Below are 14,266 nucleotides of genomic sequence, written 5' to 3'. Positions count from 1 at the left end.
CGTCGCCGGCGAGGCGCGCTTCGGCGTGCTGGTCTGCGGCTCGGGCATCGGCATGTGCATCGCCGCCAACCGCCATCCGGCGATCCGCGCGGTGAACCTGCACAACGGCACCGAGGCCCGGCTGACCCGCCTGCACAACGACGCCAACGTCGCCTGCTTCGGCGCGCGCACCCTGGGTGCGGAGGTCGCGCTGGACGCGCTGGCCATCTTCCTCGCGACCGAGTTCGAGGGCGGCCGCCATCAGCGCCGGCTCGACAAGCTGGCCCCGGCCGCAGCCCCGGTGTCGAGCACCGCCATCGCCTGATTCCCCGTCATGCCGGAAAAACCGGCCTGACTTGCCGCCACCCCAGGTATCGGGCCGCGCTCGGGCTGTGATAAGCCCGGACGACCCGCCGAAGGATCGTCCGACATGAACGAGACCGCTGCCCGTTTCCTCCCCGCCCGCTTCTTCCAGGCTGGCCTCGCCGAAGCCGATCCCGAGCTCGCCGCCTCGATCGACATGGAGCTGGTCCGTCAGAAGGACGGCATCGAGCTGATCGCCTCCGAGAACATCGTGAGCCGCGCCGTGCTCGAGGCCCAGGGCTCCGTCCTCACCAACAAATACGCCGAGGGCTATCCCGGCCGCCGCTACTACGGCGGCTGCGAATATGTCGACATCGCCGAGACGCTCGCCATCGAGCGCGTGAAGCAGCTCTTCGGCGCCGCCTTCGCCAATGTGCAGCCGCATAGCGGCGCCCAGGCGAACCAGGCGGTGTTCTTCGCGCTGATGCAGCCCGGCGACACCTTCATGGGCCTCGACCTCGCGGCCGGCGGACACCTGACGCACGGCTCGCCCGCCAACCAGTCGGGCAAGTGGTTCAAGGTGGCGCCGTACACGGTGCGCCGCGAGGACCAGCTGATCGACATGGACGAGGTGGCCCGCATCGCCCGCGAGTCCAAGCCGAAGGTCATCGTGGCCGGCGGCTCCGCCTATGCCCGCCACTGGGACTTCGCCCGCTTCCGCGAGATTGCGGACGAGGTCGGCGCCTATTTCATGGTCGACATGGCGCATTTCGCGGGCCTCGTGGCCGGTGGCGCGCATCCCTCGCCGGTGCCGCATGCCCATGTCACGACCAGCACCACGCACAAGACGCTGCGCGGCCCGCGCGGCGGCCTGATCCTCACCAATGACGAGGCGCTGGCGAAGAAGTTCAACTCGGCCGTCTTCCCGGGCCTCCAGGGTGGGCCGCTGATGCATGTCATCGCCGGCAAGGCCGTGGCCTTCGCCGAGGCGCTGCGCCCCGACTTCCGCGCCTATGCGCGCCAGGTGGTCACCAATGCCGCGACCCTGGCCGACAGCCTGAAGGCCCAGGGCTTCGGCATCGTGACCGGCGGCACGGACAACCACCTGGTTCTGGTGGACCTGCGGCCGAAGAACCTCACCGGCAAGGATGCCGAGGCGGCGCTGAACCGCGCGCACCTCACCTGCAACAAGAACGCGGTCCCCTTCGACCCGGCCAAGCCGATGGTGACCTCGGGCGTGCGGCTGGGCTCCCCGGCGGCGACGTCGCGCGGCTTCGGCGAGGCCGAGTTCAAGCAGGTGGCCGCGTTGATCGGTCGCGTGCTGGACGGGCTGGTCTCGGCCAACTCGGCCGAGGGCAATGCGGCCGTCGAGAAGGCCGTGGCCGAGGAAGTGAAGGCCCTCTGCCAGCGCTTCCCGATCTACTGACGGTAGCGGCGCATTGCCAGGATGGTCGCGCCCCATGAGAATCCGGCTGCAACCGCGGCCGGCGCGCCGCGACCGACCTGAGGGCGAGCGAGACATGACAGGGCGCGAAGCCAAGGCGGCGGATGCCGCCGCCCGGCGTCTGAGGGCACGATAAAATGCGTTGCCCCTATTGCAGCAGTGACGAGACGCAGGTGAAGGACAGCCGTCCCTCCGACGACGGCTCCTCCATCCGCAGGCGGCGCTTCTGCCCGGCCTGCGGCAACCGCTTCACCACCTTCGAGCGCGTGCAGCTGCGCGAGCTCACCGTGCTCAAGACCGACGGCCGCCGCGTGACCTTCGACCGCGACAAGCTCGGCAAATCCATCCGCATCGCCTGCCGCAAGCGTCCCATCGACGACGACCGGATCGAGAAGCTGCTCAACGGCATCCAGCGCCGTCTCGAGATGGAGACGGAGGTCGAGATCCCCTCGCGGCGCATCGGCGAGATGGTGATGGAGACGCTGAAGGGCGTGGACCAGGTGGCCTATGTGCGCTTCGCCTCGGTCTATCAGAACTTCTCCGAAGCCAAGGACTTCCAGGCCTTCCTGGGCGGCCTGGATACGCCCTGATGTCCGACGAGGCCCATATGCGGGCCGCGCTTCAGGTCGCGGCGCGGGGTCTCGGCAATACCTGGCCCAATCCCTCGGTGGGCTGCGTGCTGGTGAAGGACGGCGTGGTGATCGCCCGCGGCTGGACTCAGCCCGGCGGCCGCCCCCATGCCGAGACCGAGGCGCTGAGCCGGGCAGGTGAGGCGGCGCGCGGCGCCACCGCCTATGTCACGCTGGAGCCCTGCTCCCATTTCGGCCGCACGCCGCCCTGCTGCGACGCGCTGATCCGCGCCGGGGTCTCGCGCGTGGTCGTCGCGCTCCGCGACCCGGACCGCCGCGTGGACGGGCGCGGCTTCGCCCGGTTGCGCGTCGCCGGCATCGCCGTCGAGGAAGGGCTGATGGGCGCGGAGGCCGCGGCGCTGAATGCCGGCTTCATCCGCCGCGTCACCCAGGGCCTGCCCTTCGTCACCCTCAAGCTCGCCTCCACCCTGGACGGGCGCATCGCCACCGCCTCGGGCGAGAGCCGCTGGATCACGGGCGAGGGCGCGCGGCGCGAGGTGCATGCCCTGCGCGCGAAGCACGACGCGGTGATGGTGGGCAGCGGCACCGCCCTCGCCGACGATCCCGAGCTGAATTGCCGCATCCCCGGCATGGACCCCGTGCCCATGCTGCGCGTGGTGGCCGATGCCCGGCTGCGCCTGCCGCTGAGCGCGAAGCTCGTCACCCAGGCGACCGCCCAGCCGACCTGGCTGCTCACCGGCTCGGGCCATCGCCCGGCGCAGCTCGCGCCCTATATCGCCGCCGGGGTGGAGGTGGTGACCATCCGCCGCACGGCCGGCGGCGGCCTCCAGCCGCGCGCCATGCTCCAGGCCCTGGGCGCGCGCGGCGTGACCCGCGTGATGGTCGAGGGCGGGGCCAATCTGGCCGGCTCCCTGGTCAGGGCGGGGCTGGTGGACCGGCTGGTCTGGTTCCACGCTCCCGCGACGCTCGGCGCGGAGGGCTTGGAAAGTCTGGGTAGCCTGGGCATAGGTCCGTTATCGGCCATGCCGCGCTTCCGCCTGCTGGATTCTCGGCGGGTCGGCCACGACATCATGAGCGAATTCGGCCCCCAATGGGCGCAAAGGCCTGAGGGCGCATAGGAGACGGCGAATGTTCACCGGGATCATCACCGCCCTCGGCACCCTGCGCGAGGTCCTGCCGGTCGGCGGCGGCCACGACATGCGCCTGGTCATCGGCGTCGCGCCGGACTTCCTGAAGGGCGCGGAGCTGGGCTGCTCCATCGCCTGCTCGGGCATCTGCCTGACGGCGGTCGAGCTGAACGGCGACAGCTTCGCGGTGGATGCGAGCGCGGAGACGCTCTCGCGCACCACCATGGGCGGCTGGAAGGCCGGCGGGCGCGTCAATCTGGAGCGATCCCTGAAGCTCGGCGACGAGCTGGGCGGCCATCTCGTCTCCGGCCATGTGGACGGCGTGGGCAGGGTGGCATCGGCCACGCCCGAGAACGCCTCGGTCCGCTGGCGCTTCGAGGTCCCGCGCGACCTCGCGAAGCTCATCGCCGTGAAGGGCTCCGTGGCCATCGACGGCGTTTCCCTGACGGTCAACGAGGTTGACGACGCGAGCTTCGGGGTCAACATCATCCCCCACACCACCGCCGTGACGAGCTTCGGCACGCTGCAGCCGGGCGACGGGGTCAACATCGAGATCGACACGCTGGCGCGCTACGTCGCCCGTCTTCTGGAGTTCCGCGCGTGAGCGTTGCCACCCGTACGACCAGTTTCCACGAGTTCATAACCCCCACCGAGGAGCTCCTGGAGGAGGCCCGGCGCGGCAAGATGTTCATCCTCGTCGATGACGAGGACCGCGAGAACGAGGGCGACCTCGTCATCCCCGCGCAATTCGCGACCCCGGATGCCATCAACTTCATGGCCCGCTACGCCCGGGGCCTGATCTGCCTGGCCATGACGCGCCAGCGCGTCGAACAGCTGGGCCTGCCGCTGATGGCGCAGAGCAACGGCACGCGCCACCAGACGGCCTTCACCGTCTCCATCGAGGCGCGCGACGGCGTGACCACGGGCATCAGCGCGGCCGACCGCTCGCGCACCGTGGCCGTCGCCATCAACCCCGAGATCTCGCGCGAGCATATCGTCACGCCTGGCCACGTCTTCCCGCTGGTGGCGCGCGAGGGCGGCACGCTGGTGCGCGCCGGCCACACCGAGGCCGCGGTGGACTTCGCGCGCCTCGCCGAGCTGAATCCGGCCGGCGTGATCTGCGAGATCATGAACGACGACGGCACCATGGCCCGCCTGCCGGACCTGGTGCAGTTCGCGCAGCTGCACGGCCTCAAGCTCGGCACCATCGCCGACCTCATCGCCTATCGCCGCCGCACGGAGCGGCTGGTGAAGCGCGTGGAGGAGGGCGAGGTGACGCATGCGGTGGGCGGCGACTGGAAGCTCATCGTCTATGCCGGCTCGGTCGAGGGCGGCGAGCACGTCGCGCTGGTGAAGGGCGACCTTTCCGCCCCCGGCCCGGTGCTGACGCGCATGCATGCGGCGAGCGTGCTGAACGACATGGTCGGCGGCCAGGGCATCCGCGAGCTGCATGGCGCGATGGAAGCCATCGCCGCCGAGGGCCGCGGCGTCGTGGTCATCCTGCGCGACTGGCGGCTGGACGGCTTCAGCCAGCAGGTCCGCAACCGGCGCGACAAGAAGGCCACGCCGCAGCTGCGCGACTATGGCATCGGCGCTCAGATCCTGGCCGATCTGGGCCTGAAGGACATTATCCGGCTGTCCAACAATCCTCGCCCGGTGGTCGGGCTGGAGGGTTGGGGCCTGCGCGTTCTGGAAACGCGGGCCGTGGTGCAGGAGAAGAGCGCATGAGCACGATCGATGGGCCGAAGCGCGACACCGTCCGCATCGAGGGGCCGGCGCCACGGATCCTGCTGATCCAGGCGCCCTATTACGACGAGATCGTCGGCGGCATGCGCAAGGGCGTCGAGCGCGTCGTCGCCGAGGCCGGCGGCGTGCTGGAAATCGTGGACGTGGCGGGCGCCTTCGAGCTGCCGGCCGCCTTGCGCATGGCGCTGGACGCCATGGAGCATCCCGAGGAGCCGCCCTTCTGGGACGGCTTCGTGCTGCTGGGCTGCGTCGTGAAGGGCGATACCGACCATTACGACCACATCTGCCGCGAGGCGTGCTCGGGCGTGATGAGTGTGGCCGTCGGCACGGGCGCGGCCATCGGCTTCGGGCTGCTGACGGTCCATACGCTGCAACAGGCCATCGAGCGCTCCAGCGACGATGGCCACAACAAGGGCGCCGAGGCGGCCCAGGCCGCGCTGCTCCAGGTGGGGCTGCGCCGCAAATGGCGGATGGCATGAAGACCGTGACCAAGTCCAACCCAGGCCGCCCGCGCACCGGCGCGCGCGTCGCCGCCGTGCAGGCGCTCTTCCAGGCCGAGCAGTCGGGCGATCCGATCGAGGCGGTGCTGGACCAGTTCGTCCGCCACCGGCTGGGCGTGAAGCTCGGCCAGGAGGGCTTCGAGGACGGGCGCGTGGAGGAGGCCGACGTGCCGCTCTTCACCAGCATCCTGCGCGGCGCGGCCTCGCACACCGAGGACCTCGACCAGCTGATCGCCTCGCATCTCGCGGCGGGCTGGGCGATGACGCGGCTCGACCCCGTGCTGCGCGCCATCCTGCGCGCCGCCGGCGGCGAGATGCGCGACATGGGCGGGCCGCCCGCGCGCGTCGTCATCAAGGAGTACATGGACATCGCCCATGGCTTCTTCGGCGGCGAGGAGCCCCGCTTCTGCAACGGCGTGCTGGACGCGATGGCGCGCGTGCTGCGCGCCGAGGAGTTCAACGGGGGGTGAGCCTGCCTCCCGAATTCTCCCTCATCGCCCGCCATTTTCTACCGCTGGCGGGGGAGGGGGCCCTGGCGCTCTCCGACGATGCCGCGGTGCTCGACATGCCGGCCGGCCAGCTCGTCCTGGCCGCCGATGCGATGGTCGCGAACGTCCACTTCCTGCCGGAGGATCCGCCCGAGACCATCGGCCGCAAGCTGCTGCGGGTGAACCTCAGCGACCTCGCGGCGATGGGCGCCAAGCCGCTCGGCTATCTGATGACGGTGGCGCTGCCCAAGGGCACGACGCCGGAATGGCTCGACGCCTTCGCCGCCGGGCTGGCGCTCGATCAGGCGGGTTACGGCCTGTCCGTCCTGGGCGGCGACACGGTCTCCACGCCGGGACCCCTCACGCTCTCCCTGACCATCCTGGGCACGGTGCCGCCGGGCCAGGCGCTGCTGCGCCGGGGCGCGCGGGCCGGCGACGAGATCTGGGTCTCCGGCACCATCGGCGACGGCGCGCTGGGCCTGCGGGCGGCGCGCGGGACGCTGGCCGATGACGGCTTCCTCGCCGGCCGCTACCGCCTGCCCCAGCCGCGCGTGGCCCTCGGCCAGGCGCTGCGCGGCGTGGCGCGGGCGGCGATGGATGTCTCGGACGGGCTGGTCCAGGATTGCGGCCACCTCTGCCGCCTCGCCGGATGCGGCGCGACGATCGAGGCTGGCGCGGTGCCGCTCTCGCCCGGCGCGCGCGCCGCGCTCCAGGCCGATCCGGCGCTGCTGCCGCTGATCCTCAGCGGAGGCGACGATTACGAGCTCCTCTTCGCGGCCGCCCCCGCGGATGCGGGCCGCGTGGCCGAGGCCGGCCGCGCGGCGAGCACGCCTGTCACGCGCATCGGGCTCTTCACGGATGATGGCGCGGATGTGAGGGTGCTCGACCCGAACGGCAGCGAAATGAGCCTGCCGAAGGGAGGATGGAGCCACTTCTGAATGTCCACCGAGGACCGCGCGATGCGCTCCACCGTCTGGCGGCTGTTCTTCTGCCAGGCGCTGATGAATTCGACGATGATCGGCCAGGCCACGATGGGCGCGCTGATCGGCCGCAGCCTCTCCTCCGACATCGCGCTGGCGACCCTGCCCATGGCCATCCAGATGGCCGGGACGATGGTGGCTTCCATTCCGGCTTCCTATGTCTTCACGCGCTGGGGCCGCCGCGCGGGCTTCATCATCGGGGCCTTCGTCTCGATCGCGGGCTCCCTGACCTTCGGCCTGGGCGTCTATCTCCAGGATTTCGGGATCTATTGCCTGGGCGCCGTGCTTGCGGGGCTGAGCTGGGGCGTGGCGCAGCATTACCGCTTCGCGGCCGCCGAGGCGGCGACGCCGGCCTATCGCCCGCGCGCCATCGCGCTGGTGATGGCCGGGCCCGTGCTCTCGGCCATCTTCGGGCCGGAGCTGGTGAAGCACACGCACCAGGCCTTCCTGCCCTACGTCTTCCTCGGCACCTATCTGGCGCTCGCGCTGGTGCCGCTGGTGAGCCTCGTCCTGCTGAGCGGGCTGAAGCTGCCGCCGCTGCCCAGGAAGACCGCGGTGAGCACGCCGCTGGGCGAGATCATCCGCCGCCCGGCCTTCGTGACGGCGGTGGTGGCCGGCATGGTGGCCTATGGCACCATGAACCTCGCCATGACGGCCACGCCGCTGGAGATGCTGCTCTGCGGCTTCACGATCAATGATTCCGCGACGGTCATCCAGGCGCATGCCCTGGCGATGTTCGCGCCGGGCTTCTTCACGGGGCATCTGATCGCGCGCTTCGGCGTGCGGACGGTCATCGTGGCGGGCGCCTGCCTGACGGCGGCCTGCGTCGCGATCCTGCTGACAGGGGAGAGTTTCTCTCACTTTGCCCTTGGCCTGGCGGTGCTGGGGCTCGGTTGGAACTTCATGTTCGTGGGCGCGACCTCGCTGCAGACCACGAGCTACGCGCCGCAGGAGCGGGTGAAGGCCCAGGCGGCGAACGACTTCATCGTCTTCGGGACGGTGGCCTGCACGGCCTTCCTGTCCGGCTACGTGCATGCGCGTCTGGGCTGGAGCGTGCTGAACCTGACGCTGATCCCACCGCTGGTCGCGGCGCTGGGCCTGCTGGCCTGGCAGAAGGCGCGGGGGACGAACCGGGCGGCGGCGGTGGCGCCGTAAACCCGCAGCAGCGGAAATCCGCTCATCGGCGTCACGATGCCGGAGTTGAAGCGCTCGCCTTCGGCGGCGCCGGATGCCGGGCGAGGTCGGCCAGCGTGGCGACGTCTACGACATGACCGTCGAACGCTGGTTCCATAAAAAAGCGCCGGGAGGTCTCCCTCCCGGCGCCTGTCACGCGATGGCGTGTGACGTCTACTCCGCCGGCTTGTAGCCCGCCCGCCGCGCGGGCGCGCTGTCCTCGGCGAAGAGGTCGCGGTCCTTGGTTTCCGGCACGAAGATCAGCCCGATGATCACGGTCGCGACCGCGAAGATGATCGGGTACCAGAGGCCGAAGTAGATATCGCCCGTGGCCGCGATCAGCGCGAAGGTCGTGGCCGGCAGCAGCCCGCCGAACCAGCCATTGCCGATGTGATAGGGCAGCGACATGCCGGTGTAGCGGATGCGTGTCGGGAAGAGCTCCACCAGCGCGGCGGCGATCGGCCCGTAGACCATTGTCACGTAGATCACCAGGATGAACAGGATCCCGATGATCACCGCTGGCTGCTCGCGGAAGATGTCGAAGGGATGCGCCATCTTCACGACCGAGGGGTTGGCCGCCGGCGGGAAGCCCGCTGACGTCAGCGCCGCGCTCAGCTCACGGGTGAAGGTCGCCCGCGCGGCCGCCGCGCCCGCGCCCGCCTGCGACACGTCGAAGGAATTCACGACCGAATTGCCGACATGCACCGTCGCCACATGGCCGGCCGGGCCGGCTTCCTGCGTGTAGGGGATCGAAAGCCCCGCCAGCGCCGCCTTGGCGATGTCGCAGGAGGTGGTGAAGGTCACGGTGCCGGTCGGGTTGAACTGGAAGTGGCAGTCGCCCGGTGCCGCGACGACGCGGACCGGAATGTTCTGCTGCGCCGCGTAGAGGGCGGGGTTCGCCTCGGCCGTCAGGAGCTTGAAGAGCGGGAAATAGGTCAGCGCGGCGAGGGCGCAACCCAGCAGGATGATCGGCTTGCGGCCCACCTTGTCCGACAGCCAGCCGAAGAAGAGGAAGCCGCCCGTGCCCAGGATGAGCGACCAGGCGATCAGCAGGTTCGCCGTATAGCCGTCCACCTTCAGGATGCTCTGGATGAAGAACAGCGCGTAGAACTGGCCGGTGTACCAGACGACGCCCTGGCCCATCGTCAGGCCGAAGAGCGCGATGAGCGCGATCTTGGCGTTCTTCCACTCGCCGAAGGCCTCCTTGAGCGGCGCCTTGGAGCCGGTGCCCTCGGCCTTCATCTTCTGGAAGGCCGGGCTCTCCTGCAGCTGCAGCCGGATCCAGACGGAGATGCCGAGCAGCACGATCGAGAGCAGGAAGGGAATGCGCCAGCCCCAATCGGCGAAGGCCGCCTCGCCCAGCGCCGTGCGGGTGAAGAGGATCACCAGCAGCGAGAGGAACAGGCCCATGGTGGCCGTGGTCTGGATCCAGCTGGTGTAGAAGCCGCGCCGGCCAGGGGGCGAATGCTCGGCCACATAGGTCGCGGCACCGCCGTACTCGCCGCCCAGCGCCAGGCCCTGAAGCAGGCGCAGGACGATGAGGATGACCGCGGCCGTGATGCCGATCTGGTCGGAGGTGGGCAGGATGCCGACGATGAAGGTCGAGGTGCCCATGATCACGATGGTGACGAGGAAGGTGTATTTGCGCCCGACAAGGTCACCCAGGCGGCCGAAGACCAGGGCGCCGAAGGGGCGGACCAGGAAGCCGGCGGCGAAGGCCAGCAGCGCGAAGATGTTGCGCGTGTTCGGGTCGAACTGGCTGAAGAACTTGGCGCCGATGATCACGGCGAGACTGCCATAAAGGTAGAAGTCGTACCATTCGAAGACAGTGCCCAGCGAGGAGGCGAAGATCACCTTCTTCTCGCCGGGGGTCATGGGTCTCGGGCCAGTTGCCCCCACTGCGTGTCCGGACATTCCCTAACCTTTCTTGACGGCCCTTCTGGACCATTTGTCACGCCTTCGGGTGCCAGGGGCCCTCTGGGTCGCTCTTTCCCTTCTGCACGTCTGGGCCGGGCCGGATCAACTTAACGATTAGTGACTTTTGAGTCATGCATTTTGATGGCGTACAATGTCCGGATGCAATCGTCGCCTATAGATATTTATTTGTTTCAGTATGTTATCCTGATCCGCTTCGTCGTTGAGTGATCTTAAGCATTGCTTGGGCGACATATATCGCCTCGATCCGGGCCCCAGGGGCAATCCGGCAATGCGAGCCAGCCGCCGCATCGCGCCTCAGGCGGCGCCATGCCAGAATGCGCGCGCCGAGCGAGGATGGAGCGTCCATGGACCCGATGCGATGGGGCATCCTTCTCACCCGATGGTTCCGCCGACCGCCCTCGCGTCAGCGGCTGATCCTGATGGGCGCGGTCATCGCCCTCTGCCTGATCGTCTTCGCCTTCGAGCGGCTCTACGGCTGGCCGTCCTGGCTCACGGTGAACGGGCGGATGCCGCGCCCGCCCCGGCACCTCTGACGGGTCAGCGCAGCCCCAGCACGTCGTTCATGCCGTAGAGGCCCGGGGCGCGCCCCCGAAGCCAGAGCGCGGCCCGCACGGCGCCCGCCGCATAGGCGCGCCGGTCGAAGCTGCGATGGGTAAGCGCGATGTGCTCGGAGCCGGCGGCGAAGAGCAGCGTGTGCTCGCCCACCACCTGGCCGCCGCGCAGGGCCGCGAAGCCGATCGTGCCGGTCTGGCGCGCGCCGGTATGGCCGTCGCGCCCGCTCTCGCGCCCGGCCTCCTCCAGCGTGGTGCCGCGCCCCTTGGCGACCGCGCGGCCCATGGCGATGGCCGTGCCGGAGGGCGCATCCACCTTCTGGCGATGATGCATCTCCACGATCTCGGCGTCGTACTGCTCGGCGGGCAAGGCGGCCGCGAGCTTCTCGGCCAAGGCCAGAACGAGGTTCACGCCCGTCGCGAAATTCGCGGCATAGACGAGGGGAGCGCGCCGGGCCGCCTCGGCGACGGCGCGTTCCTCGTCCAGCGAAAGGCCCGAGGAGCCGAGCACCAGCCCCTTGCCGAGCTCCGCCGCCAGCGCCGCATGGACCGGCGCCGAATGGGCGTGGGTGAAGTCGATCACCACGTCGCTGGCTTCGAAGAGCGCGCGCGGATCGTCGCTTCGCTTCGTGCCGCCGGCGAGCGTCGCGCCCGCGGCGGCGACCTCCTCGGACAGCAATTGGCCCATGCGGCCGGCGATGCCGGTGATGCCGATGCGGAGGCTCATTTCCGTGTTCCTTCTCGATAAACCGTCATGGGCCGAGGCGGCCCGCGAAGGCAACCCCGCCGCCCGCCGGGACGTTCCACTCCCGAGGCCAATGGAAAGGAACGAGACGATGGACACCATCCGCCAACCGACCACCGCCGACCTCACCGAGGATACGGCCGGCTACATGATCGCCGCCGGCAAGGTGAACGGCGTTTCCGTCTATGGCGCCGACCAGGCGCGCATCGGTCACATTGAGGACCTGATGATCGACAAGCGCGCCGGCACCGTCGAATACGGCGTGCTGAACTTCGGCGGCTTCCTGGGGCTGGGCTCCAAGCACTACGCCGTCCCCTGGCGCATGCTGCGCTACGACAACACGCTCGAAGGCTTCGTGGTGGACAACATCACCAAGGAGCGCCTGGACAAGGCTCCCGTCTACGAGCCGGCCGGCGTCCGCGACTGGTCGATGGTCGACAACTACTGGGGCATCTAGCTCCAACCCTGGCTATGGCCCCGGTCATGGCGGAGCCGCCGCCATGACCGGGGCGCATGTGCGCCCGGAGGCGTCACGGGGCATGAGGGGCTGCGCGGTTATGATACCCCGCGGCCATGAACCGCGTTCTACCCTATGGCGCCCTGGCCATTTCGATCGTCAGCTTCTGCGTCGGGACATCCTTCGCCAAGCAGCTCTTTCCGATGATCGGCGCGGAGGGAACGATCGCCTATCGCGCGGGCTTCTCGGCGGTGATCCTGGTGGCCTTCCTGCGCCCCTGGCGGTCGCGTCTCTCGGGGCGCGACCTGTTGCGGATCATGCGCTACGGCGCAGCGCTCGGCCTGGCGAACCTGTTCTTCTACATGTCCCTGCGGACTATCCCGATCGGATTGGCGATCGCCATCGAATTCCTGGGACCGCTGGTTGTCGCGTTGATCCATTCGCGCAAGCCGGCGCACTTCGCGATGGTCGGATTGGCCCTCGCCGGATTGCTGCTCCTGCTGCCTTCACCCACGGGGCAGAATGCGCTGGACCCCGAGGGCATCGCCTTCGCTGCGGCGGCGGGCGTCGCCTGGGGGCTGTATATCGTCTTCGCCAAGAAGACGGCCCATCTGCCGGGCTATCAGGCCGTCTCGCTGGGGATGGTGACGGCGGCGCTGGTGGTCGTGCCCTTCGGCATCCATGCCGCCGGCGCGACCCTGCTGACCCCGTCCTTGCTGGTGACGGGGCTGGCGGTGGCGCTGGTGTCCAGCGCCATCCCTTACACCTTCGAGATGTTCGCGATCCGGAGCATTCCCGCCAATGTCTTCGGCGTTCTGCTGAGCCTGGAGCCGGTTGTCGGCGCCATCGCCGGCAGGGCGTTGCTCGGCGAGGTGCTGACCAGCCTGCAGTGGCTGGCCATCATCCTCGTCATGATGGCCTCGGTGGGGGTGGTCATCACGACGCGGACGCCGAAACACGGCATGCCGGCGGCCGGCGCTTAGACTAGAGCATCACCCGATCAGACGGAATCGTCTGGTCGGGTAAAGATGTTCGAAAAAACAAAGAGCTCGAGACTTCGAAGTGAGCCCTTGTGAACGAAGAAGGCTCTAGCGCGCCAGCCCGTCCCAGAATTCCTTCACCTTCGCGAAGAAACCCTCATTGTCGGGCGAGTGCTTGCCGCCCTTCTCCGCCTCCACCTCGAAGGCCTCCAGCAGCTCGCGCTGCTTGGGCGAGAGGTTGAGCGGGGTCTCGACGACGACCTGCACATACATGTCGCCGCGCGACGAGCTGCGCAGCACCGAGAACCCCTTGCCCCGCAGGCGGAAGTTGTCGCCCGTCTGCGTTCCGGCCGGGATCTTCACCGCCGAACGCCCGCCATCGATCGAGGGCACTTCCACGCTGGCGCCCAGCGCGGCCTGCGTCATGCGCAGCGGCACGCGGACCATGATATTGGGTCCCTCGCGCTGGAAGATCGGATGCGCCTTCACGCCGATATCGACGTAGAGATCGCCCGCCGGTGCGCCCCTCAGCCCGGCCTCGCCCTCGCCCGTGAGGCGAATGCGGTTGCCGTCCTCGACACCGGCCGGGATGGAGACGCTCAGCGTGCGGTCGCGCTGCACGCGGCCCGCGCCATGGCAGATCTTGCAGGGATTCTTGATGATCTTGCCCGAGCCCGAGCAGGTCGGGCAGGTGCGCTCGATCAGGAAGAAGCCCTGCTGCGCCCGCACCTTGCCCGCGCCACGGCAGGTGCCGCAGGTCTGGGCACTGGCGCTGCCGCCCTCGGCGCCCGAGCCGGTGCAGGCCTCGCACTGGACGGAGGAGGGGACGCGAATCGCCTTCTTCACGCCGGCGAAGGCTTCCTCCAGCGTGATCTCGATTTCCTGGCGCAGATCGGCGCCGCGCCCGCTGTTCTGCCGCCCGCCGCCGCGCCCGCCGAAGCGGCCGAACATCTCCTCGAAGATATCCTCGAAGCCGCCGCCCTGGCCGAAGGGGCTGCCGCCGCCACCGCCGCCGCCCTCGAAGGCGGCATGGCCGTAGCGGTCATAGGCGGCGCGCTTCTCGCCGTCCTTCAGGACCTCATAGGCCTCGCTGACCTCCTTGAACCGCCCCTCGGCCTTGTCGTCGCCGTGGTTGCGGTCGGGGTGATACTGCATCGCGAGCTTGCGATACGCCTTCTTGAGGTCATCCTCGGTCGCCTCGCGGGCGACGCCGAGCACCTCGTAATAGTCGCGCTTGGCCATGTTGCTGCCCTACCCGAAATGAA

Annotated in this window: 16 protein-coding genes; 13 read left to right on the top strand and 3 right to left on the bottom strand. The window is 69.3% G+C overall.

The features are described from left to right. The 10 genes from ACO057_RS15890 to ACO057_RS15845 all read left to right on the top strand — a co-directional run. Window positions 1–304, top strand: a 304-nt coding sequence (locus tag ACO057_RS15890) for an RpiB/LacA/LacB family sugar-phosphate isomerase (RefSeq protein WP_421993475.1), incomplete at its 5' end; no start/stop codon positions are given. Window positions 305–409: 105 nt separating this feature from the next. Continuing rightward, on the top strand, window positions 410–1,708 hold the full coding sequence (gene glyA, locus ACO057_RS15885; protein WP_421993473.1) for a serine hydroxymethyltransferase: 1,299 nt from the start codon (window positions 410–412) through the stop codon (window positions 1,706–1,708). A gap of 155 nt (window positions 1,709–1,863) precedes the next feature. Continuing rightward, complete coding sequence (gene nrdR, locus ACO057_RS15880; protein WP_421993471.1) at window positions 1,864–2,316, top strand: transcriptional regulator NrdR; 453 nt, start codon at window positions 1,864–1,866, stop codon at window positions 2,314–2,316. Beyond that, the gene (ribD, locus tag ACO057_RS15875) at window positions 2,316–3,434 is read left to right on the top strand and encodes a bifunctional diaminohydroxyphosphoribosylaminopyrimidine deaminase/5-amino-6-(5-phosphoribosylamino)uracil reductase RibD (RefSeq protein ID WP_421993469.1); all 1,119 of its coding nucleotides are present in this window, start codon (window positions 2,316–2,318) and stop codon (window positions 3,432–3,434) included. Before nrdR ends, ribD begins: the two co-directional genes overlap by 1 nt. Window positions 3,435–3,444: 10 nt before the next feature. Then, window positions 3,445–4,047, top strand: coding sequence for a riboflavin synthase (locus tag ACO057_RS15870; protein ID WP_421993467.1), 603 nt, complete (start codon window positions 3,445–3,447; stop codon window positions 4,045–4,047). Continuing rightward, a complete protein-coding gene (gene ribB, locus ACO057_RS15865) occupies window positions 4,044–5,171 on the top strand; it encodes a 3,4-dihydroxy-2-butanone-4-phosphate synthase (RefSeq protein WP_421993465.1) in 1,128 nt (375 codons plus the stop codon). Before ACO057_RS15870 ends, ribB begins: the two co-directional genes overlap by 4 nt. Next, window positions 5,168–5,668 carry a 6,7-dimethyl-8-ribityllumazine synthase gene (ribH, locus tag ACO057_RS15860; RefSeq protein WP_421993463.1) on the top strand — a complete coding sequence of 167 codons (501 nt, stop codon included), beginning with the start codon at window positions 5,168–5,170 and terminating at the stop codon, window positions 5,666–5,668. The genes ribB and ribH overlap by 4 nt, the downstream gene beginning before the upstream one ends. Further along, the gene (gene nusB, locus ACO057_RS15855; RefSeq protein WP_421993461.1) at window positions 5,665–6,159 is read left to right on the top strand and encodes a transcription antitermination factor NusB; all 495 of its coding nucleotides are present in this window, start codon (window positions 5,665–5,667) and stop codon (window positions 6,157–6,159) included. Before ribH ends, nusB begins: the two co-directional genes overlap by 4 nt. Further along, window positions 6,156–7,115, top strand: coding sequence for a thiamine-phosphate kinase (gene thiL, locus ACO057_RS15850; RefSeq protein ID WP_421993459.1), 960 nt, complete (start codon window positions 6,156–6,158; stop codon window positions 7,113–7,115). Before nusB ends, thiL begins: the two co-directional genes overlap by 4 nt. Next, a complete protein-coding gene (locus tag ACO057_RS15845; protein ID WP_421993457.1) occupies window positions 7,116–8,312 on the top strand; it encodes an MFS transporter in 1,197 nt (398 codons plus the stop codon). A gap of 192 nt (window positions 8,313–8,504) precedes the next feature. On the opposite strand, the gene ACO057_RS15840 is transcribed toward ACO057_RS15845, so the two are convergent. After that, window positions 8,505–10,205, bottom strand: a complete 1,701-nt coding sequence (locus tag ACO057_RS15840) for an MFS transporter (RefSeq protein WP_421993455.1) — start codon at window positions 10,203–10,205, stop codon at window positions 8,505–8,507. A 407-nt stretch (window positions 10,206–10,612) separates the two neighbouring features. Between ACO057_RS15840 and ACO057_RS15835 the strand changes: the two genes are divergently transcribed. Beyond that, complete coding sequence (locus ACO057_RS15835; RefSeq protein WP_421993453.1) at window positions 10,613–10,801, top strand: hypothetical protein; 189 nt, start codon at window positions 10,613–10,615, stop codon at window positions 10,799–10,801. Between the two features lie 4 nt (window positions 10,802–10,805). On the opposite strand, the gene dapB is transcribed toward ACO057_RS15835, so the two are convergent. Beyond that, window positions 10,806–11,546, bottom strand: coding sequence for a 4-hydroxy-tetrahydrodipicolinate reductase (dapB, locus tag ACO057_RS15830; RefSeq protein ID WP_421993451.1), 741 nt, complete (start codon window positions 11,544–11,546; stop codon window positions 10,806–10,808). Window positions 11,547–11,655: 109 nt separating this feature from the next. On the opposite strand from dapB, the gene ACO057_RS15825 reads away from it, so the two are divergent. After that, the gene (locus ACO057_RS15825; RefSeq protein WP_421993449.1) at window positions 11,656–12,021 is read left to right on the top strand and encodes a PRC-barrel domain-containing protein; all 366 of its coding nucleotides are present in this window, start codon (window positions 11,656–11,658) and stop codon (window positions 12,019–12,021) included. Window positions 12,022–12,137: 116 nt separating this feature from the next. After that, window positions 12,138–13,004, top strand: a complete 867-nt coding sequence (locus ACO057_RS15820; protein ID WP_421993447.1) for an EamA family transporter — start codon at window positions 12,138–12,140, stop codon at window positions 13,002–13,004. 105 nt (window positions 13,005–13,109) lie between these two features. On the opposite strand, the gene dnaJ is transcribed toward ACO057_RS15820, so the two are convergent. Next, window positions 13,110–14,243 carry a molecular chaperone DnaJ gene (dnaJ, locus tag ACO057_RS15815; protein ID WP_421993443.1) on the bottom strand — a complete coding sequence of 378 codons (1,134 nt, stop codon included), beginning with the start codon at window positions 14,241–14,243 and terminating at the stop codon, window positions 13,110–13,112. Between the last annotated feature and the right edge of the window lie 23 nt (window positions 14,244–14,266).

Source organism: Roseococcus sp. (assembly GCF_965227005.1).
Taxonomy (GTDB): Bacteria; Pseudomonadota; Alphaproteobacteria; order Acetobacterales; family Acetobacteraceae; genus Roseococcus.
Note: the sequence above shows the minus strand (reverse complement) of the source record. Positions and strands in the feature narration are given on the sequence as shown.